The organism is Herbaspirillum sp. SJZ107, assembly GCF_006715485.1.
Classification (GTDB): domain Bacteria; phylum Pseudomonadota; class Gammaproteobacteria; order Burkholderiales; family Burkholderiaceae_D; genus Telluria.
In genome coordinates, this window is the sequence record NZ_VFNH01000001.1 from 2203957 (window position 1) to 2224773 (window position 20817).

At 68.6% G+C, this 20817-nt stretch carries 16 protein-coding genes; 7 read left to right on the top strand and 9 right to left on the bottom strand.

The features are described 5' to 3' along the window. Positions 1 to 11: 11 nt before the first annotated feature. The 8 genes from htpX to FBX97_RS09650 form a co-directional block, all read right to left on the bottom strand. Positions 12 to 899 carry a protease HtpX gene (gene htpX / locus FBX97_RS09615; protein WP_141830675.1) on the bottom strand — a complete coding sequence of 296 codons (888 nt, stop codon included), beginning with the start codon at positions 897 to 899 and terminating at the stop codon, positions 12 to 14. A gap of 37 nt (positions 900 to 936) precedes the next feature. After that, positions 937 to 2523 carry a TerC family protein gene (locus FBX97_RS09620; RefSeq protein WP_141830677.1) on the bottom strand — a complete coding sequence of 529 codons (1587 nt, stop codon included), beginning with the start codon at positions 2521 to 2523 and terminating at the stop codon, positions 937 to 939. 117 nt (positions 2524 to 2640) lie between these two features. Beyond that, positions 2641 to 3003 carry a hypothetical protein gene (locus FBX97_RS09625; protein WP_141830678.1) on the bottom strand — a complete coding sequence of 121 codons (363 nt, stop codon included), beginning with the start codon at positions 3001 to 3003 and terminating at the stop codon, positions 2641 to 2643. A 32-nt stretch (positions 3004 to 3035) separates the two neighbouring features. Beyond that, positions 3036 to 3689 carry a TetR/AcrR family transcriptional regulator gene (locus FBX97_RS09630; RefSeq protein ID WP_185748525.1) on the bottom strand — a complete coding sequence of 218 codons (654 nt, stop codon included), beginning with the start codon at positions 3687 to 3689 and terminating at the stop codon, positions 3036 to 3038. A gap of 4 nt (positions 3690 to 3693) precedes the next feature. Further along, the gene (locus FBX97_RS09635; protein ID WP_141830680.1) at positions 3694 to 4728 is read right to left on the bottom strand and encodes an HlyD family secretion protein; all 1035 of its coding nucleotides are present in this window, start codon (positions 4726 to 4728) and stop codon (positions 3694 to 3696) included. 31 nt (positions 4729 to 4759) lie between these two features. Further along, on the bottom strand, positions 4760 to 6328 hold the full coding sequence (locus FBX97_RS09640) for an MFS transporter (RefSeq protein ID WP_141830682.1): 1569 nt from the start codon (positions 6326 to 6328) through the stop codon (positions 4760 to 4762). Further along, the gene (locus FBX97_RS09645; protein ID WP_141830684.1) at positions 6325 to 6579 is read right to left on the bottom strand and encodes a hypothetical protein; all 255 of its coding nucleotides are present in this window, start codon (positions 6577 to 6579) and stop codon (positions 6325 to 6327) included. The genes FBX97_RS09640 and FBX97_RS09645 overlap by 4 nt, the downstream gene beginning before the upstream one ends. Next, positions 6579 to 8084, bottom strand: a complete 1506-nt coding sequence (locus FBX97_RS09650; protein ID WP_141830686.1) for an efflux transporter outer membrane subunit — start codon at positions 8082 to 8084, stop codon at positions 6579 to 6581. The genes FBX97_RS09645 and FBX97_RS09650 overlap by 1 nt, the downstream gene beginning before the upstream one ends. Positions 8085 to 8326: 242 nt before the next feature. On the opposite strand from FBX97_RS09650, the gene FBX97_RS09655 reads away from it, so the two are divergent. The 7 genes from FBX97_RS09655 to FBX97_RS09685 all read left to right on the top strand — a co-directional run bounded on the left by FBX97_RS09655 (position 8327) and on the right by FBX97_RS09685 (position 19846). Next, entirely contained in the window at positions 8327 to 12886 is a 4560-nt protein-coding gene (locus tag FBX97_RS09655; RefSeq protein ID WP_255517380.1) for an AAA domain-containing protein, read from the top strand. Positions 12887 to 12980: 94 nt separating this feature from the next. Next, entirely contained in the window at positions 12981 to 13679 is a 699-nt protein-coding gene (locus FBX97_RS09660) for a heavy metal response regulator transcription factor (RefSeq protein WP_141830688.1), read from the top strand. After that, a complete protein-coding gene (locus tag FBX97_RS09665) occupies positions 13657 to 15150 on the top strand; it encodes a heavy metal sensor histidine kinase (RefSeq protein ID WP_141830690.1) in 1494 nt (497 codons plus the stop codon). Before FBX97_RS09660 ends, FBX97_RS09665 begins: the two co-directional genes overlap by 23 nt. A gap of 7 nt (positions 15151 to 15157) precedes the next feature. Further along, the gene (locus FBX97_RS09670; protein WP_141830692.1) at positions 15158 to 16870 is read left to right on the top strand and encodes a glycosyltransferase family 39 protein; all 1713 of its coding nucleotides are present in this window, start codon (positions 15158 to 15160) and stop codon (positions 16868 to 16870) included. Continuing rightward, on the top strand, positions 16867 to 17919 hold the full coding sequence (locus tag FBX97_RS09675; RefSeq protein ID WP_141830694.1) for a bifunctional UDP-4-keto-pentose/UDP-xylose synthase: 1053 nt from the start codon (positions 16867 to 16869) through the stop codon (positions 17917 to 17919). The genes FBX97_RS09670 and FBX97_RS09675 overlap by 4 nt, the downstream gene beginning before the upstream one ends. Before the next feature lie 82 nt (positions 17920 to 18001). Next, complete coding sequence (locus FBX97_RS09680; protein ID WP_141830696.1) at positions 18002 to 18928, top strand: alpha/beta fold hydrolase; 927 nt, start codon at positions 18002 to 18004, stop codon at positions 18926 to 18928. A gap of 24 nt (positions 18929 to 18952) precedes the next feature. Further along, a complete protein-coding gene (locus tag FBX97_RS09685; RefSeq protein WP_141830698.1) occupies positions 18953 to 19846 on the top strand; it encodes a LysR family transcriptional regulator in 894 nt (297 codons plus the stop codon). Between the two features lie 90 nt (positions 19847 to 19936). On the opposite strand, the gene FBX97_RS09690 is transcribed toward FBX97_RS09685, so the two are convergent. Continuing rightward, positions 19937 to 20248: a hypothetical protein gene (locus FBX97_RS09690; protein ID WP_141830700.1), complete on the bottom strand. Its 312-nt coding sequence runs from the start codon at positions 20246 to 20248 to the stop codon at positions 19937 to 19939. Between the last annotated feature and the right edge of the window lie 569 nt (positions 20249 to 20817).

The following is a 20817-nucleotide window of genomic DNA, read 5'->3' on the forward strand; positions in this document are numbered from 1 at the left end:
CAAGGAGCAACTTAGCGCGCCTGCAGCGCGGCGATGCGCTCCTCGATCGGCGGGTGGCTCGAGAACAGCGCCATCATCGCGCTCATGCCCGAGGCGCCGCCCGAGATGCCGAACGCCGACATGTTCTTCGGCAGCTCGCCCTCGGCCAGCCCGCCCAGGCGGCGCAGCGCCGCAACCATCGGCTGCGCACGCCCCATGATGCGGGCGGCGCCGCTGTCGGCGCGGAATTCGCGCCGGCGCGAGAACCGGGCCACGATGATGCTGGCCAGGATGCCGAACGCGATCTCGCACACGACCACGGTCACCATGTAGCCGATGCCGGGGCCGGCATGCTCCTCGTCGTTCTTGCGCAGCATGCCGTCCACGAAATAGCCGACCACGCGCGCCAGGAACACGACGAAGGTGTTCACCACGCCCTGCACCAGGGTCAGCGTGACCATGTCGCCGTTGGCGATGTGCGCCACTTCATGCGCCAGTACGGCTTCGACTTCTTCCTGGGTCATCGATTGCAGCAGGCCGCTCGACACCGCCACCAGCGCGCTGTTTTTCGTGGCCCCGGTCGCGAACGCGTTCGGCGCGCCCGGGTACACCGCCACTTCCGGCATCCCGATGCCGGCCGCCTGTGCCTGGCGCGCGACGGTATTCAGCAGCCACGCTTCGGTGGCGTTGCCCGGCTGCGCGATGACCTGGGCGCCGGTCGACCACTTGGCGATCGGCTTCGACATCCACAGCGAGATGAAGGCGCCGCCGAAGCCCATCAGGGCGGCAAAGGCGAGCAGCATGCCGAGGTTCAGGCCGTTCGCGGTGAGGAAGCGATTGACGCCGAGCAGGCTGGCGCTGACGCCCAGCACCAGCATCACGGCCAGGTTGGTGACGATGAACAGGAATACGCGTTTCATGATGTGCTTTCTAAAATGGGTTCAATAGCGAACGGGCTCATTCGGGCTGCGGCTGCGATGCCGGCCGCTGGGTCGCCAGCCGCCCGATCGCCACCCGCGCGATGCGCCGGTTCGCGACTTCCAGGATGGTGTAGCGCAAGCCGTCGACCTCGACGCTCTGGCCGGCCTCCGGCAGCGTCTCGAAGCGCGCCAGCAGGAAGCCCGCCAGCGAGCTGTAGTCGGCTTCCTCGCTGACCAGGGCGTCGCTTTCCAGCGTCTGCTGGAGCAGGTGCAGGTCGGCCGTGCCGTCCGCCTCCCATACACCAGGCGCCTGCTGGCGGATCGCCGGCTGCTCGTCCTCGTCCGGGAATTCGCCGGCGATCGCTTCCAGGATGTCGATCGGCGTCAGCAGGCCCTGCACCACGCCGTACTCGTCGGCCACCAGCACCAGTTGGCCGTGGGCGCGCTTCAGGGTTTCCATGGCGCGCAGCACGCCGGCGGTTTCCGGCAGCACGATCGGCGCGCGCAGCGGGCCGGCGCTCGACAGGTCGATGCAGCCGTGCTGCAGCAGGCCGGCCACCAGGTCCTTGGTACGCGCCACGCCGACCAGCTGGTCGACCTCGCCGCGGCATACCGGCAACTGGCTGTGCGGCGTCGCCCCCAACTGGCGCAGCAGGGTCGCCGCGTCCTGGCCGAGGTCGATCCACGACATCTCCGAGCGCGGCGTCATGATCGAGCGGATCGAGCGGTCGGCCAGCGCCAGCACGCCGCTGACCATGTTGCGTTCTTCGGTGGCGAACACGTCTTCGGCGGCCGGCTGGGTGCCCTCTTCCTGTGCCGCGGCTTCCGCTTCGGCTTCGGCGCGGCGGCGCTTGCCGAGCAGGCGCAGCACGGATTCGGCGGTGCGCTCGCGCAAGGGCAGGCGCGCCTCGTTGCGCAGGAAATTCCGGCGCGCGAACTGGTTCAGGGTCTCGATCACGATCGAGAAGCCGATCGCCGCATACAGGTAACCCTTCGGGATGTGGAAGCCCAGGCCCTCGGCCACCAGGCTCAAGCCGATCATCAGCAGGAAGCTCAGGCACAGCACGACCACGGTCGGATGCGCGTTCACGAAGCGCGTCAGCGGCTTCGAGGCCAGGATCATGATGCCGATCGAGATCACGACCGCGGCCATCATGACGCCCAGTTCGTCGACCATGCCGACGGCGGTGATCACCGCGTCCAGCGAGAACACGGCGTCCAGCACCACGATCTGGGCGACCACGGCGGCAAAGCCGGCGTAGGCCTTCGATTCGGACTGGGCATGCGCCACGCCTTCGAGGCGTTCATGCAGCTCGACGGTGGCCTTGAACAGCAGGAACAGGCCGCCGGCCAGCAGGATCAGGTCGCGCCCCGAAAAGGCGAAGGCGCCGAGCGAAAACAGCGGCGTGGTCAGCGTGACCAGCCAGGAGACGATGGTCAGGAGGCCGAGACGCATCAGCATCGCCAGCGACAGGCCGATCAGGCGCGCCTTGTCGCGCTGCTGCGGCGGCAGCTTGTCGGCCAGGATGGCGATGAAAATCAGGTTGTCGATGCCCAGGACGATTTCCAGGACGACGAGCGTGAGCAAACCGGCCCAGATGGTCGGGTCGAAGAGCCATTCCATATATATGTGTACCTTGTCGGTGAGTGGACGTGCGCAGGCGGCATGCGTGCCGGCGGCACGTCCGGGAGAAACCGGATCGAACGCGGGGGCAAACGCCCCGGTCGGACTGAGGGAGGCTCAGGCCGCGCGCGGCGGCTTCACGGGAGGCGGAACGGAATGGCAGCGGGGCGCGGCGTCGTGCAGCGCGGGTGATGCGCTGGACAAGCCGGCGATGTGCAGGCAGCCGGCATGGCCGACGATATAGTGGATGTCGGCGCCGGCGGGCGGCTCGTCGGGATCGATGTCGCCGGGGTCGCCGGAGCCGGCATCGTCATCGGCCACGTCGCCGGCGTCGGCCAGCGCTGCCGCCACGTGCACGCGGTCCTTCGCACCGGCAGCCTGCGCGAGGGCGGCGGCCGGCATGGTGGCGACGGACAGGGAAAGTGCGAACACGTTCAGCGGGAACAGCAGGACCAGGAAGATGACGAGAACGCGTCTCATACAGGCGAAGGGGGACATGACGCCTCAGTATATCACCTCCGCGGCGCATGGGCGTCGCGCAGCCCGCGCAGGGCCACCCCGATCAGGTCGCCGGCCGTGAGTTCGGCATGGAAATGCATCGCATTGCCGTAGGTGAGCTCCATCACCAGCGCCCCCAATACCAGCGGGCGCACCGGCGAGAGGCCGTCCGGGAAGATGCGCGCCAGGCGGCTGCCGACGGCTTCCCACTGTTCGTCGAACAGGCGCGAGTGGCTGGCCGCCAGCTGCGGGTCGCCGCGCACGCGGCGCGCCAGGTCCAGCACCAGCATGCGCAGGTCGGGTTCGTGCTGCAGGCCGGTGGCCCAGCTGCACACGGCCTCGATGACGGCGTCGGCGCCCTCCACCGCATCCAGGCGCCGGCACAGTTCCTCGGCCTGGCCACCGGCGTAATGGTCGACCAGCTCCAGGAAAAGCTGGTCCTTGGACGCGAAATTCGAATACAGCGCGCCCTTGGAATAGCCCGCTTCCTCGGCGATGCGGTCGACCGAGGCGCCGCCGTAGCCTTCGCGGGTGAACACGACGGCGGCCGAGGCCAGCAGGCGCTCGCGCGTCTGCGCCCGGCTCTGTTCGCGCGTCAGCCGCTGCGGGCGGCCGCTAGGGGGGTCCTGGGATTGGAGCGAAGGCGCGGGCGGCCTGGTAGCGGTCATGCGGTCACGATCCTGACATCACGGTGGGCGTCACCGACATCCCCACCCTCAACAAACGTGCGGCGTCCTGGCCCGGATCGATCACGATCTTCACCGGCAGGCGCTGCACGACCTTGGTAAAGTTACCGGTCGCATTGTCGGGTGCGATCGGCGAGAACGACACGCTGCTGGCCGGGGCCAGGCTGTCCACGTGGCCCTTCAGGGTGGTCCCGGGCAGCATGTCGACCGTGATTGTAACCGGCTGGCCGACCCGCACCCGCGCCAGCTGGGTTTCGCGGAAGTTCGCTTCGACGTAGGCATGCTGCAGCGGCACCACCGCCAGCAGCGGCGCGCCGACCCGGGCATAGGCGCCGACGCGCACGCTGCGCTGGCCGACCACGCCGTCGATCGGCGCCACGATCCTGGTGTACGACAGGTTCAGCTGGGCCGCGCCGAGGGCCGCCTTGCTGCGCGCAACCTGGGCTTCGGCCTGGGCCACCTGGGCCTGCAGGATGCCGACTTCCTGCCTGGCGCCGGCCAGCGCGGCGACGTCGGCCACGTGGTGGGCGCTGGCGGCGTCGGCCTGCGATTCGGCCTGCTGGCGGTCCTGCAGGGTGGCCGAGCCGTCCGAAGCCAGGTCGCGGTAGCGCGCCGCATTGGCCTTGGCGAACTTCAGCGTGGCGTTGCCGGCGTCGATCGTGGCCGCGGCGCGCTGGATGGCGCTGCCCTGCTGGGCGATGGCGGCGCGCAGGCGCACCAGGTCGGCCTCGGCGCGCGCCTGGTCGGCCTTGGCCATGTCGACCGCCACCGCGAAGTCGCGGTCGTCGATGACGGCCAGCAGCTGGCCGGCCTTGACCGCCTGGTTGTCGTCGACCAGCACCTGCACGACGTTGCCGGCCACCTTGGGCGCGACAGCGGTGAAGTCGGCGGTCACGTAGGCGTCGTCGGTGCTCTGGTGGCCGGACTGGCCGTCTTCGTGCTTGTAAGCATAGGCGCCGCCGGCGGCGACGGCCGCCAGCAGTACGGCGATGGTGATTTTTGCGGTGTTCGGGAGAGACATCGTATTCCTTGGATCTATCTAGACTGAGTTGTTATTGTTTGGGCGGCAGTGCCGGCGGCGCGATGTACTGCAGCGACAGCACCAGCGGCACCAGCGCCAGCGCCAGCGCGCCCAGCACCAGGTAGCCGTCGGCGATGGCCAGCACGAAGGCCTGGTGCGACACGCGGTGCGCCACCTCTGGCAGCGCCGCAAGCTCGCCCAGCCGGCGTGCATTCGCGGCCTGGTCCAGCAGGACGTTGGCGTGGCCGGCCGAACGCACCTCGAGCAGGCGGCCCATCACGGCGCTGCCCAGCATGGTGCCGAAGGCGCGCAGCGCATTCACGATGCCGGACACCTGCGGTCCTTCCATCGGCTGCACCACGCTGGTGGCCAGGAACAGCAGCGAAATCACCGCCATCGGCTGGCCGAAGGCCTGCAGCGCCTGCGGGAACAGGAACTCGGCCGCCATCCAGTCCGGCGTGACCTGGGACCCGGCCAGGCAGGATCCGGCGATCAGGATCAGGCCGGTGGCGAACACGTAGCGCGCATCGACCCACTTCTTGTACAGCAGCCACGACACCATCGGCCCGATGATGAATTGCGGCAGGCCGACCTCGAGGCCGAGCATGGCCAGGTGCGGCGTGCGGAAGTGCCAGGCGTGGCCGAGATAATCGGCCGGCAGCAGCGAGCCGGACAGCAGCACCACCAGCAGGCCGACGAAGACGGTGAAGCCCAGGCCCAGGTTGCGCCGTCCCAGCAGCTGCAGCTTGACGAAGGGCAGCGGATGGAACCACTCGCACACCAGGAACACGGCCAGCAGGCCGATGCCGCCGCCCAGCAGCCAGCAGATCAGGGTGTCGTTGAACCAGTCCAGGCGCTCGCCCTGCGACAGCGCCACGCCGATCATCACCAGGCCGGCCAGGCCGGTGACCAGGCCGAGCCAGTCGATCTGCCTGAAGCGCTCCAGGCGCACCGGGTCCTGCGGGATGCCCCAGGCCACCGCCCACAGCGAAAACAGCGCCATCGGCAGGGTCTGCCAGAACAATAATTGCCAATGACCGAGGCTGTCGGTCCAGGTGGCCGACAGCCAGGTGGCGACGTTGGGCGCGAAGGTGGCGGTCATCGCGTACAGGGCCAGGCCGTACAGGCGGATCGGCAGCGGGAAGAAGCGCAGCGCGGCCGCCATCAGCACCGGGATCAGGAGGCCGCCGGAGAAGCCCTGCACGCAGCGCATCACCAGCAGCACGCCCACGGAGGGTGCGAACGGCGTCAGGAGGCTCATCAGCGCGAACACGGCGACCACGCCCAGGTGGTAGCGGCGGAACGAAAAGGTCACCGCGAACCAGGCGGAGAACGGCATCGCCGCCAGCTCGAAGGCGCCGTACAGGCTGGTGATCCAGCTGCCGTCGTCGACGCCCAGGCCGAACGCCGTGCGCACGTCGGTCAGCGCCAGGCCGCCGATGCGGCTGTTCAGGCCCGACATCATGGCGGCCACGAACACGCCCAGCACCCCGGTGAACAGGCGCAGGCCGAACGGGTGCGCGGCCGGCGCCGCGACAGGGGATGCCGGGGATGCCGGGGCCGCCGCTGCCGCGACGCCCAGGGTCGCTTGCGGCGTCATGCCGGACCTCCCGGGCGGGCGTGCATGCGGGCGGCGATTTCGGCCGCCGTCATCGCTTCCTCGCGCGAGGCCGCGGTGCCGCGCGCCGCGGCGCCGATGTCGCGGTACATCTGGATCTCCCACTGCCAGCTCGCGTCGAACTCGTCCTGCCACACGCACAGGCGGCGGTGATCGACGCTGTAGCCGGCGTCGTCCAGGTCGAGCACCCACAGGGCGATGTCGGATTCCAGGGAACAGGTCCAGTCGCGCATCAGCTTTCCTTCTGCCAGCCGCCGCCCAGCGCCTTGTACAGCGACACCATGGCCACGGCCATGTCGGTGCGGCTGCGCGAGGCGGCGTTTTCGCTGTCGAGCAGGCGCTGCTGGGTCACCAGCACGCTCAGGTAGTCGGCCGCGCCCTGGGTGTAGCGGCGCTCGGCGTTGGCCAGCGCCTGGCGGTTTTCGACCACCGCCACGTCCAGCTTCTCGGCGCGGCGCTGCACGCTGCGGTAGGCGCTCAGGGCATCGTCGACTTCGTGCCAGGCTTTCAATACGGTTTGCTGGTAGCCGATCGCCGCTTCCTGCTGGCGCGCCTCGGTCAGGGCCAGGTTGCCCTTCAGGCGGCCGCCTTCGAAGATCGGCAGGTGCAGCACCGGCCCGACGGCGAACTGGCGCGCCGCCCAGTCGCCGGCCTCGGAAAACTTCAGCGCCTGCATGCCGACGCTGCCGGTCAGGCTGATGCTCGGATAGAACTCGGCCTTCGCCACGCCGATGGCGGCGGTGGCCGCGTGCAGCCGGGCTTCGGCGCGCAGGATGTCCGGACGGCGGTGCGCCAGCTGCGACGGCAGGCCGACCGGCACCCGGGCCGGCAGCGCCGGCACCCCGGTGTCGCCGGCCAGTTGGGCGTCGAGCGCGTGCGGCGGCTTGGCCAGCAGCAGCGCCAGCGCGTTTTTCAGGGCGTCCTCGCGGCGTTCCAGTTCGGGCACGGCGGCTTCGAAGGTGGCCAGCTGCGCCTGCGACACCGAGGTGTCGAACCGGGTCGCCACGCCCTGCTCGCGGCGGCGCTCGGCCACGTGCAGGCTCTTTTCGGCGATGCCGATGTTGCCGCGCGCGATGCGCAGGTCGCTCTGGACGCCGCGCAGTTCCAGATAAGTGCGCGCGACTTCGGCCGTGATCGCGACGCGCACGGCGGCGGCATCGAAGCCGGCCGCTTCCATTTGCGCGGCGCTGGCCTCACGGGCGCGCCGCGCCTTGCCCCACAGGTCGAGTTCCCAGCTGGCGTCGAAGCCGTACTGCCACAGGCTGTAGGGCTTGGACCCGGATTCGCCCGGCATGGTAGCGGTGCCGAAGGGGTCGGCGCCGTTGGCGGCGGTGGGACTGATCGGCGCCGCGGTGCCCATCAGCGACATGATGCCGCGGTCGCTGGCGCGCTCGCGCAGGTTGGAGGCGTTGGCGCCGACGGTCGGCAGCAAGGCGGCGCCGCTGACCTGCAGGGCGGCGCGGCTCTGGCCCACACGCGCGGCCGCGGCCTGCAGGTCGAGGTTGGCGGCCAGCGCGTCGCGTTCGAGCGCGACCAGGGTGGCGTCGTTGAACAGCGTCCACCAGGACGGATCGACGTCCTGCTCGACGGCCTGGCTCGGCGTCGATGCGCCCGGCGCGGCGAAGGATGCGACCGGCACGTCGCTCCTGGGTGCCTTGAAATCGGGCCCGGTGGCGCAGGCACTCAAGGCCAGCATGCAGGCGGCAGCGCCGGCCCGCAAGCGGAAGGAATACAGCATGGGAATCCAGATAATTATTGAAATTGAGCAAATTATACCAATCGGTATCTGAATTCGCATTGGTCTTCGGATTGTGGATATTACCTAGGCTGCGACAGGCAGCACACGTTTGGTCTTGAAGCAAGGCAATAAATAGGTGATGAGCACGCTTGCGCCCCTTGGGAAAGCCGCAAACTGGTTATACTGTGCGGAAATACAGTACTGCCCAGTATCACGCCATCGAATCGCCCACCGGCACGCACATGCAAACCCCAGCCCAGCTCATGAGCGGCCTGCTCGACTACCTCGTCGAACAGGCCCGAGACATCGACCCCGCCGCTTTCAACCTATCGAAGCTGGCCGACTTCCGCAAAACCTTCGCCGACCTGGGTACCCTGCCCTGGGTCGACTTCAACGTGCGCGGCGACGACGACGCGGAGGGCGACGGCTGGTGGCTGCGCGTGCAGCGCCTGGAAGCGACGCGCGCCCCGCAGCTGCCCGAGCCCGAGTTCGCGCCCTTCCTGGTGGTCGGCGACGATCCGGCAGGCGCACCGCCGGCAATCAAGGAAGCGGCGCTGGCCAGCATCCGCAACCACGAGGCCGGCGGCATCGACGGCGAGGAACGCGCCGCCCGCCGCGACGAGCAGCGCCGTGCGCGCCTCGGGCGGCTGCTGGAAATCTACCTGCCGCGCTGGACCGAGTGGGCCGCGCGCGAAAAGCCGCGGCGCCAGGTGATCGCCCTGTACGCCGACCTGTTCGCGCTGAAGACCCGCCTGGAATCCGAGGAAGCCGTGCGCCCGCTGGAACTGGTGTGGGGCATCGGCGTGTCGTCCTGGCGCATCGGCAAGGTCGATTACCACTATCCCCTGATCACGCAGGCGATGGAGGTCGACATCGACGGCGCTACCCACGCGATCGGACTGCGCCCGCGCCAGCTCGAACCGCGCCTGGAACTGGATGCCTTTTCCGCCTGCGACGTGCCCGGCACCGGCGACGTCGAGCGCGCCGCGCGCGGCCTGCTGCGCGATCGTGAAGACGGCGTCATTTCGCCGTTCGACCCGGCCGGCGTCGAACCGATCCTCAAGCTGGTGGCCGGCAACATCGCCGCCAACGCGCGCTACGACGCCCAGCTCGATGCCGCGCCGGCGCCCGGTCCGGAACTGGTGGTGACCGACGAGTGGGTGATCTTCGCGCGCCCGCGCGCCAGCCACTTCCTGGTCGAGGACATCGCACGCCTGAAGCAGCGCGTCGGCGACGTCGACGCGCTGCCGGAGGGCCCGCTCAGCATCGTCAGCGCGCCCGGCGCAGACGTGATCGAGCATGCGCCGATCGCCTTCCGCGGACTGTCGGGCCGCGCATCAAGCCGCGGCGAGCCGCGCGAACTGTATTTCCCGCTCCCCTACAACCGCGAGCAGGAAACCATCATCCAGCAGCTGGAACGCTCGCCCGGCGTGGCCGTGCAGGGCCCGCCGGGCACCGGCAAGACCCACACCATCGCCAACATCATCAGCCACTACCTTGCCTCGGGCAAGCGTATCCTGGTTACGTCCAAGGGCGAGCCGGCGCTGAAGGTGCTGCAGCAAAAAATCCCGGAAGCGATCCGGCCGCTGACCGTCGCCCTGCTCTCGGGCGACAAGGAAGGCATGCGCCAGTTCCAGGCGGCGATCGAGGCCATCATCCACACCCTGACCCACCTGAACCCGGCGGTGGAGCAGGAGCGCATCGCCACCTGTCGAACCGCACTGGATCGGGCGCATGAGGAAATGGCGCGCATCGACACGCGTATCGACGAGATCGCGCATGCGCAGCTGGCCGACATCGAAGTCGACGGCATTGCCATGCGCGCGCAGAAGATGGCCGAACTGGTCGTGCACGGGCGCGAACAGTTCGGCTGGTTCGACGACGAACTGTCGCTGGCGCCCGAACACGCGCCACCCTTCCCGGACGAACAGGGCATGCGCCTGCGCGAGATCCGGCGCCGGCTCGGCGCCGACCTGGTCTATTGCCAGGCACGGATTCCCGCATCGAACGCGTTGCCTCCCGCGGCCGAGATCGGGCAGCTGCACGGCACCCTGCAGGCGATGCGCGAGATCGAGCGCGACGAGGCCAGCGGCACCCTGTTGCCGCTGCGCGCCACCACGCCGGAGGTGCTGGGGGCGGCGCGCGCACTGCTGGCGGCGCTGGATGCGGCGATCGCCCAGCAGGCCGTGCTGGAAGAATCGGGCCACGACTGGGTATTCATATTGCGCGACCGGCTGCGCCGGCCGCAGTTCGCCACCGAACGCGGCTCGCTGGAAGCCCTGTTCACCGAAATGGACGTGCTGCTGCAGGCACGCGCCGAATTCATGCAAAAGCCGGTGACGGCCCCGCGCGAAGCGCTGGAACTGCCGAAGGCGCTGGAAGCGATCGCGCGCGGCGCCGATGGCGGCAAGCCCTTCGGCCTGTTCAGCTTCGGCGCCGGCGATGTCAAACCGCATATCGCCGCGATCCGCGTGGCCGGCCTGCCGCCGGCCTCGCGCGAGGACTGGGCGCACGTGCAGCGTTTCGCCGGGCTGCATGCGCGCGTGCTCTCCTTCGTGGTGCGCTGGAATGCGTTTGCCGAGCTGCTGGCGCTGCCGCTGCTGCAGCCCGACGTCGGCCAGCTGCGCACGATCGAACTGATCACGGTGGCCGCGCGCGGCGCGCACACGCTGGCGATGCGCCACGATGCCGGCCTGCCGTCCCTGGCCGAACAGGTGTTCGAGCAGGTGCCGGCGCAGGACCTGCTGGGCCGCCGGCCGGCCCTGGAAGGCGTGCGCGGCCAGCTGCGCCGCCACCTGCTGCGCAGCGGCCTGGCCGAGGCCAACGCCCGCCTGGCAGCGCTGCAGTCGGCGCTGGCCGGCTGCAGCGGACCGGTTTCCCAGCGCCTGCACGCACTGGTCGAGGACGCACTGGGCGCACCTGAGCTGGATGCCGGCGAGCTGATACACGAATACGCCGCCGAGGTCGCCGAACTGCGCCGCATCGAGGCGCTGGCCCCGGCGTTTGCCGCGCTGCGCGAGCTGGCCGCCAAGATCGAAGCGCACGGCGCGGCCTGGCTGGCGGCGCGCGTGCTGTCGCTGCCGGTGGACGCCAGCGGCGACGACGACGTGTTCCCGGTGCGCTGGCGCGACGCCTGGAACTGGGCGCGCCTGAAGACCCACCTCGAGGACATCGACGCCAGAGACGAGATGCGCACGCTGGCGGCGCGCCGGCGCGAGCTCGAAGCCGGCCTGGCGCGCCTGTACGAAGACCTGGTCTCGACCTCGAGCTGGCTGGCCACGCGCCGCCTCGCCGGCCAGAACGTCCTCAGTGCGCTGGAAACCTACCGCACCGCGATGCGCAAGTTCGGCAAGGGCACCGGCGTCAACGCCGGCCGCTACCGCCGCGACGCCCAAAAGGCCATGGTCGACGCCCAGGCCGCGGTGCCGTGCTGGATCATGAGCCATGCGCGCGTGTCGGAATCGCTGCCGGCCCAGCTGGGCGCCTTCGATCTGGTCATCGTCGACGAGGCCAGCCAGTCGGACCTGTGGGCACTGCCGGCGGTCCTGCGCGGCAAGCAGATCCTGGTGGTCGGCGACGACAAGCAGGTGTCGCCGGAAGCCGGCTTCGTGGCCGCCGCCAAGATCGCCGACCTGCGCCGCCGCTTCCTGGCCGGCCAGCCGTTCGAGCCGGTGCTGAGCGCCGACATGTCGCTGTACGACATTGCCTCGACCGTGTTCGCCGCCTCCAAGGTGATGCTGCGCGAGCACTTCCGCTGCGTGCCGCCGATCATCGCCTACAGCAACCGCGTCTTCTATAAAGGCTTCATCCAGCCGCTGCGCATCCCGACCGCGTCCGAGCGGCTCGATCCGCCGCTGGTCGACATCTTCGTCGCCAACGGCTACCGCGGCGCCAAGGGCCAGAACGCGCCCGAGGCCGAGTGCATCGCGGCCGAGATCGACGCCCTCCTGCGCGACCCGAAGATGGCCGGGCGCAGCATCGGCGTGGTCTCGCTGCTCGGCCCCGAGCAGGCGCTCCTGATCGACAAGCTGGTGCGCGCCCGCTGCGACGCCGCCGAACTGGCACGGCGCCAGTTCTCCTGCGGCGACGCCCGCATCTTCCAGGGCAGCGAACGCGACATCATCTTCCTGAGCATGGTCGCCGACAGCAAGAACCACCACGCGCTGTCGGGCACGATGTACGACCAGCGCTTCAACGTCGCCGCCTCGCGCGCGCGCGACCGCATGGTGCTGGTACGCTCGGTGCGGCTGGAAGAACTGTCGACGCTGGACCTGCGGCGCACGCTGGTCGAGCACTTCGCCAAGCCGCTGGCGGCGTCCGACGAGGCGACGTCGCTGATCGACCTGTGCGAATCCGGTTTCGAGCGCGACGTCTACACCGAACTGTTCGAGCGCGGCTACCGCGTCATCCCGCAGGTACCGGCGGCCGGCTACCGCATCGACATGGTGGTCGAAGGCGCCGACGACCGCCGCCTGGCGATCGAGCTCGATGGCGACGAATTCCACGGCCCCGACAAGTGGGCCGCCGACATGGGACGCCAGCGCGTGCTGGAGCGCGCCGGCTGGACCTTCTGGCGCTGCTTCGCCTCGACCTGGCAGCTAGCGCGCGAGACGGTGCTGGCCGAGCTGCTGGCGCAGCTGGACGGCATGGGGATCGAGCCGCTGGGAGCCCTGGCGCGGATTCCGTCGCTGGTCGAATACCGCGAATGGGGGCGCGAACAGGTGGCCGCCGCCGGCGATGCGGCGGGAAAGATGGTCGAAGAGGCAATCGAGGCCGCGTCGGCAGACGGCAAGACGGCCTAGCCCCCGTCCGCCGGGCCGGCCCCGGCCGACCAGCTTACGGAAATGTAATCTTCCCGCCGGGCTTTCGTCAGGCGATTTCGGGCACAATGCGCCCATGACCAAGTTACTGCTCGTCGAAGACCAGGCCACCGCGGCCGCCTACCTGTCCCAGGGCCTCAAGGAAGAAGGCATGGTGGTCGACGTCGCCCATACCGGTCCGGACGGGCTGCACCTGCTGCTCACGGCCGAGTACGACCTCGCGATCCTCGACGTGATGCTGCCCGGCCTGGACGGCTGGGCGATCCTTGAAACCGCGCGCCGCGCCCAGCGCCGCACGCCGGTGCTGTTCCTGACCGCGCGCGATGCCGTCGACGACCGCGTGCGCGGCCTCGAGCTGGGCGCCGAGGATTACCTGGTCAAGCCGTTTGCCTTTGCCGAGCTGCTGGCGCGCGTGCGCGTGATCCTGCGCCGCAACGCCAGCGCGGCGCAGGGCCAGGGGCAGGCCGAACCGACCATCTACGAGCTGGCCGACCTGCGCCTCGACCTGCTCAAGCACCGCGCCACCCGCGCCGGCGAGCGGCTCGACCTGACGCCCAAGGAATTCGCCCTGCTGTCGCTGCTGATCCGGCGCGCCGGCGAGGTGCAGTCGCGTACCGTGATCGCCGACCAGGTGTGGGAAATGAATTTCGACTCGGAGACGAACGTGGTCGAAGTGGCGGTGCGGCGCCTGCGCACCAAGCTCGACGACCCGTACCCGGTCAAACTGTTGCACACCGTGCGTGGAGTCGGCTATGTCCTCGAAATCCGCGCCTAAAAAGAGCGGAGGCAGCTGGTCGCTGACGCTGCGCATGAGCGTGTTCGTCAGCGTGGCGATCACCGCGATCGTGCTCGGCGTGTCGGCGATGATGTATTCGGAACTGGTCGACCAGCTGCGCGAAAAGGACGAGGCGGCGCTCAGGAACGACCTGCAGATCCAGCGCGACGTGCTGGAAATCCTGGCGGTGCGCAGCCATCCGCTCAACCAGTGGCAGGTCGAGTGGCGCGAATACCAGGAAGCCTACCGCCGCTTCGGCTGGCAGCTGCTGGCGCCCGACCGGTCGGTGCGCGACGCCTCGGCGAATGCCGCCATCTTCTCGAGTGCGCTGGCGTCGCTGCGTACCGGGACCGGCAACGCCGCATTCCGCCACATCGACGACAGCCAGGCCGGCCGCCCGCGCGCGCTGCTGGTGTACGACCTGGCGGTCGATACGCCCGGCGCCGAGGCCATCGAAGTACACGGGCCGGCCCTCGGTCCGCAAGGCACCGTGCTGCGCGGGGTGCTGGACATCAGCGACAGCCGCCGCCTGCTGGAAGCCTACCGCACCAAGCTGGCCGGCGTGATCGGCCTGGCGATCCTGCTGTCGGCCGGCGTCGGCTTCATGCTGACGCGGCGCGGCCTGGCGCCGGTGCGCGCGATCGCTGCCGAGATCGGCCGCATCAACGCCGAAAAGCTGCACCAGCGGATCGCCGACGATGCCTGGCCGGCCGAGCTGCGCGTGCTGGCCGAGAATTTCGACACCATGCTGGCCCGCCTGGAACAGTCGTTCGAGCAGCTGACCCGCTTTTCGTCGGACATCGCCCACGAGTTCCGCTCGCCGGTGAACAACCTGGTGGCCGCCGCCAGCGTGACCCTGGCGCGTGCCCGTACCCCGCTCGAGTACCAGCAGACGCTGGAAGTGGTGGTCGAGGAAGGCAGCCGGCTGTCGCGCATGGTGGCCAGCATGCTGTTCCTGGCGCGCGCCGACAACGCCGAGCAGCACGTGCACCTGGAACAGGTGGCGCTGGCCGGCGAATTCCAGAAGCTGATCGAATTCTACGAGATCGCCGCCGACGAACAGGGCGTGACGCTGGAAGCGCGCGCCGAGGGGCAGATCATGGCCGATCCGCTGCTGCTGCGGCGCGCCCTGTCCAACCTGCTGACCAATGCGCTGCGCTACACCCCGCGCGGCGGCACCATCCGTCTGCGCGGCACGGCGACGGCGGACGCCGTCATCATCGCGGTCAGCGACACCGGGGCCGGCATCGACGCGCGCCACCTGCCGCACCTGTTCGACCGCTTCTACCGCGCCGACGCCGCGCGCAGCTCGACCGACAGCACCGGCCTTGGCCTGGCCGTGGTGCGCTCGATCGCCGAACTGCACGGCGGCAGCGCCGGCGTCACCAGCAGTCCGGGACAGGGCAGCACGTTCACCCTGCGTTTTCCGCACACCCCGCGACCGCGGCCGACACCCACGCCATCGCACTGACTGAGTCATGAAAGAATTACACCGCAACCGGGCGGCCATGGGCGCGCTCGCGGCCGCCTTCGTGCTGGCCTCGCTGGCCGTGCTGGCGATCCGCACCCTGGTCCCGCCCGACGAGGGCCGCTATGCCGAGATCGCGCGCGAAATGTTCGCCAGCGGCGACTGGGTCACCACCCGCCTGAACGGCATCAAGTACTTCGAAAAGCCGCCGCTGCAGGCCTGGATGAACGCCCTCACCTTCACGCTGTTCGGCATCGGCGAGTGGCAGGCGCGCCTGTGGACCGGCCTGTGCGGCATCTTCGGCGTGCTGCTGACCGGCTTCGCCGGCACCCGCGTGTTCGGCGCCCGCGCCGGCCTGTATGCGGCGCTGGTGCTGGGTTCCTCCTTTTATTGGGTGCTGGGCAGCCAGGTCGACTCGGTCGACATGAGCGTGTCCGGCATGATGACGCTCAGCCTGTGCGCGCTGCTGCTGGCCCAGCGCGCCGATGCCGGCCCGGCCGAACAGCGCAACTGGATGCTGGCCTGCTGGGCCGGGATGGCGCTGGCGACGCTGGCGAAGGGCCTGATCGGCATCGTGCTGCCGGGCGGCGTGCTGGCCTGCTATACGCTGGCGGCGCGCGACTGGCGCCTGTGGACGCGCCTGCACATCGTCAAGGGCCTGCTGCTGTTCCTGGCGATCGCGGCGCCCTGGTTCATCCTGGTCGGCCTGCGCAATCCGGAGCAGCCGCACTTCTTCTTCGTGCACGAGCACCTCGAGCGCTTCCTGCTGAAAGAGCATCACCGCGAAGCGCCGGCCTGGAGCTTCCTGGTGCTGCTGGCCGCCGGCAGCATGCCGTGGATCGGCATGCTGGTACCGAGCCTGGTTGCCGGTGCGCGCCGCGGCAGCGCCGATGCGATGCCTGCCTTCCGCCCGCGCCTGCTGACGCTGGTGTGGCTGGTGTTCATCGTCGCCTTCTTCAGCGCGTCGAGCTCGAAGCTGCCCGGCTACATCCTGCCGGTGTTCCCGGCGCTGGCGCTGCTGATGGGCGACTATCTCGCGGGGGCCTCGCGCCGCCAGCGGATGATCAATGCCGCCACGCTGGTCCTGATCGGCCTGGCACTGCTGCTGGCAGCGCCCTTCGCCCCGGATTTCGCGCGCCACGACGGCGAAAGCCGGCTGTATGCCGACTTCGCGGTCTGGATCAACGCGTCCGGCATGCTGGCGCTGTGCGGCGGCATCCTGGCCCTGTGGATGGCGCGCCACGACCGCCGCGACGGCCAGGTGCTGGTGCTGGCCGTCGGCGGCTTCCTGGCCAGCCAGGTCCTGCTGGCCGGCTTCGAGCCGCTCGGCCAGGCGCGCGCCGGCAGCGCGCTGCTGCCGGCCATGCGCAGCGTGCTCCAGCCGGCCACGCGCGTGTATTCGGTCGGGCTGTACGAACAGTCGCTGACCTTCTACCTGGGCCGTCCGGTCACGCTGGTCGACTACACCGACGAATTCGCATTCGGCCTGCGCCAGCAGCCCGAACTCGGCATCCCCGACCTCGATACCTTCATCCGCACCTGGCAGGACAACAGCGCGCGCGGCATCCCCTGCATGGCGATCGCGCGCGCCGACCTGGTGTTCGAACTGCAGCACCGGCACGTGCCGCTGCGCGTGCTCGCGTCCGACGCGCGCCGCGTCGTCATCGCCAACCCCGTCACTCCGATTTCAGTCACACCGCTTCACGAAAGTCATCACCCATGAACACGAAAAAAGTCCTCATCCTCGGCGTCAACGGCTTCATCGGCCACCACCTGTCCAAGCGTATCCTCGAGACCACCGACTGGGAAGTCTACGGCATGGACATGCAGTCCGAGCGCATCAGCGACCTGCTCGACCATCCGCGCATGCATTTCTTCGAAGGCGACATCACGATCAACACCGAGTGGGTCGAGTACCACGTCAAGAAGTGCGACGTGATCCTGCCGCTGGTCGCGATCGCCACGCCGTCGACCTACGTGAAGGACCCGCTGCGCGTGTTCGAACTCGATTTCGAGGCCAACCTGCCGATCGTGCGCTCGGCAGCCAAATACAAGAAGCACCTGATCTTCCCGTCGACCTCGGAAGTCTACGGCATGAGCCAGGACGCCGAGTTCGATCCGGAAAACTCGAGCCTGGTCTACGGCCCGATCAACAAGCCGCGCTGGATCTACGCCTGCGCCAAGCAATTGATGGACCGCGTGATCTGGGGCTACGGCATGGAAGGCTTGAATTTCACGCTGTTCCGTCCGTTCAACTGGATCGGCGCCGGCCTCGATTCGATCCACACGCCGAAGGAAGGCTCCTCGCGCGTGCTGACCCAGTTCTTCGGCCACATCGTGCGCGGCGAGAACATCCAGCTGGTCGACGGCGGCCAGCAAAAACGCGCCTTCACCTACATCGACGACGGCGTCGACGCCCTGATGCGCATCATCGAGAACAAGGACGGCGCCGCCACCGGCAAGATCTACAACATCGGCAACCCGACCAACAATTATTCGATCCGCGAACTGGCCGGCATGATGCTGGACCTGGCCGCCGACTATCCGGAATACGCCGAAGGCGCACGCCGCGTGGCGCTGGTCGACACCACCTCGGGCGCCTACTACGGCAACGGCTACCAGGACGTGCAGAACCGCGTGCCGAAGATCGAGAACACCTGCGCCGAGCTGGGCTGGTCGCCGAAAGTGACGATGGCCGATGCGCTGCGCCACATCTTCGACGCCTACCGCGGCCAGGTGGTGCAGGCACGCTCGCTCGTCGACGGCATTTGATCCATTTCAGCTTGCAGCGCCGGCGGGGCAACCTGCGTTGAGGGGGCCTGTCCAATCGTGATCCTGCCAAGGAACCACGATCATGACGATACCGCTGCGCCTGCTGCTGTTCACCGCCATTGCGCTTTGCGTGGTCCTGCCGGCGCGCGCCAGGGAACCCTCGCTGCCGCCCGGCTTCAAGACGGGCACCGTCCAGCTCGCGGACGGCGCCACCATCTGGGTGCGCAGCGGCGGAAGCGGGCCAGGGGTCGTCCTGATCCACGGCTTCGGCGACACCGGCGACATGTGGGGTCCGCTGGCGACGCGGCTGGCGCGCACCCATACCGTCATCGTGCCCGACCTGCGCGGCATGGGCCGCTCGTCGAAGGCGGCCGGCGGCTACGACAAGAAGTCGCAGGCGGCCGACATCCGCGCCGTGGTCGAAAAACTCGGCCAGGACCGGACCGCCGTGGTCGGCCACGACATCGGCACCATGGTCGCCTATGCCTACGCCGCGCGCTACCCCGACAAGGTGACGCGGCTGGTGGTAATGGATGCACCCGTCCCCGGCGTCCCGCCCTGGGACCAGATCATCCTCAGCCCCGCTCTGTGGCATTTCAACTTCGGCGGCGAGATGGCCGAGCGCCTGGTCGCCGGCCGCGAGCGGCTCTACCTCGACCGTTTCTGGAACGATTTCGCCGCCAATCCGGCCAGGGTCGACGAGGCCACGCGCGCCCACTACGCGCGGCTGTACGCCCAGCCCGGCGCGATGAAGGCCGCATTCGCACAGTTCAACACGATTGCCACCCGCGACGTGGCCGACAATCGCATCAGCGCGCAGGTGAAGCTGACGATGCCGGTACTGGCGATCGGCGGCGAAAAATCCTTTGGACCGAAGGTGGCGGAGATCATGCGCAACGCGGCGACCAACGTCCAGCAAGCCGTGGTGCCGGGGGCCGGGCACTGGCTGATGGAAGAGAGTCCGGATGCGACGGGCAAGCTGGTCGAGGATTTCCTGGCCGGGCCTTAGTGTTGGCGCGTGTAAAATGCCGGAATGGCCCGTGACAACATCAACGACATCCTCGTCTTCCTCGCCGTCGCCCGCGAACGCAGCTTCACCCGCGCTGCCGCCAAGCTCGGCATGACCCAATCGGCCCTGAGCCACACCGTACGCGCACTCGAAGAACGCCTCGGCGTACGCCTGCTGACGCGCACCACGCGCAGCGTGTCGCCTACCGAAGCCGGCGAACGCCTGATGCAGAACGTGGCGCCGCGCCTCGAGGAAATCGAGGCCGAGATCGCCGCCGTCAGCGATCTCGGCGACAAGCCGGCCGGCACCATCCGCATCACCGCCATCGACCACGTGATCGACAGCGTACTGTGGCCGCGCCTGGCGCCCATCCTGCCGCAGTACCCCGACCTGCACGTCGAGATGAGTTCCGACTACCGCATCGTCGACATCGCGGCCGAGCGCTACGACATCGGCGTGCGCCACGGCGACCAGGTCGACAAGGACATGATCGCGGTGCGCCTGACGCCCGACGTGCAGATGATGATCGTCGCCGCCCCGGCCTACTTCGAATGGCATGCGGTGCCGGCGACGGCCCAGGAACTCATGAAGCACAACTGCATCAACCTGCGCCTGGCCAGCAGCGGCGGCCTGTATGCGTGGGAACTGCGCCACGACGGACGCGATTTCGAGGCGCAGGTGCGCGGGCAGACCGTGTTCACCAACGTCTACCACATGCTGAACGCGGCGCTGAGCGGCGTCGGCGTGACCTACCTGCCGGAAAGCCTGGTCGGGCCCTACGTGCGCTCGGGACGGCTGGTCAGCGTGATGCCTGACTGGTGTGCGGTGTTTCCCGGCCTGCACGCCTATTACCCGAGCCGGCGCCAGGCTTCGCGCGCGCTGGCGCTGGTGATCGATACGATCCGGCACAAGGGGTGAGGCCAGGGGCTGCGCCTGGCCGGCGGCCCACCCATCACGGCGTCCGCTTCCACCCGGGCGCCGGATCCTGGCGATCTTCCGAAGCCGTCATCAATAGCTTGTGTCTTCCGCCGCTTGTAAGACTTTGAGCGTATCCGGCCGCCTCGCATAGCGTTTGCGTGCCATCGCCACGTCTTTCTGCAGTCGCTCGCACTTCAAGTCTGCGATGGCCGCAGCAATTTCCTGCTTCCGTTCAGCGTCGTAGGCATCTTCGCCGCTCCAGTGATTGCAACCGGCGAGGCGATCGATGAGTGCAATCACGTCTTTGGGTTGGTCTTTCTTCAGATGATCCAAGGGATCGGCGCCTGCTGCTGCATGAACGGCGGAACAGCACAAAAAGGCGAAAAGATGGAGGGCGCGCATGAGTGTATGAAAAAGAAGGTCAAGCGTCGCCTTCAAGCCGTGGATGATTCAGTTTCGGTAGCTGACCGAAACGCCTGCAACAGAACTCGACCGATTAAACACGCTGGCTGCACCGAGGCCGCTCAGGTTCAAAGAAGCGTCGGAGCGCCACGCGACAGTCAGCGGGACCGTGCCGCCAAGGACGAGGGTATTGCCTCCCTCATCGGGCAGCGACTCGGACGCCGGAATAACCGAAACCTGGGTACTGAAGCCTGTCGTAGCCCCACAGCTGCGGTTGAACACAACCGCCTTGAGTTTGCCTGAAGGGGAGATGACCGTTTGCGATGTTTCGTTTTCACACGGGTCACAGCCAGACAGGATCATCGATAGGGAAAGTAGAAGCGAAAATTCTCGCAGATTTCTCATACACGGATGGGAAGACGAGCAGTCGAGGTTCCTGGTTGCGCAAGTGCGGCTACTGGCCGGTTGCGGCCGGACGATACGGCTCAGTGTAAGGCGGTGTTGTTCCTAAGGCAAGTGAAGGCCACGCTCACCGCGGCGCATTCTCGACAAAGCGATGGAGCCGGCAT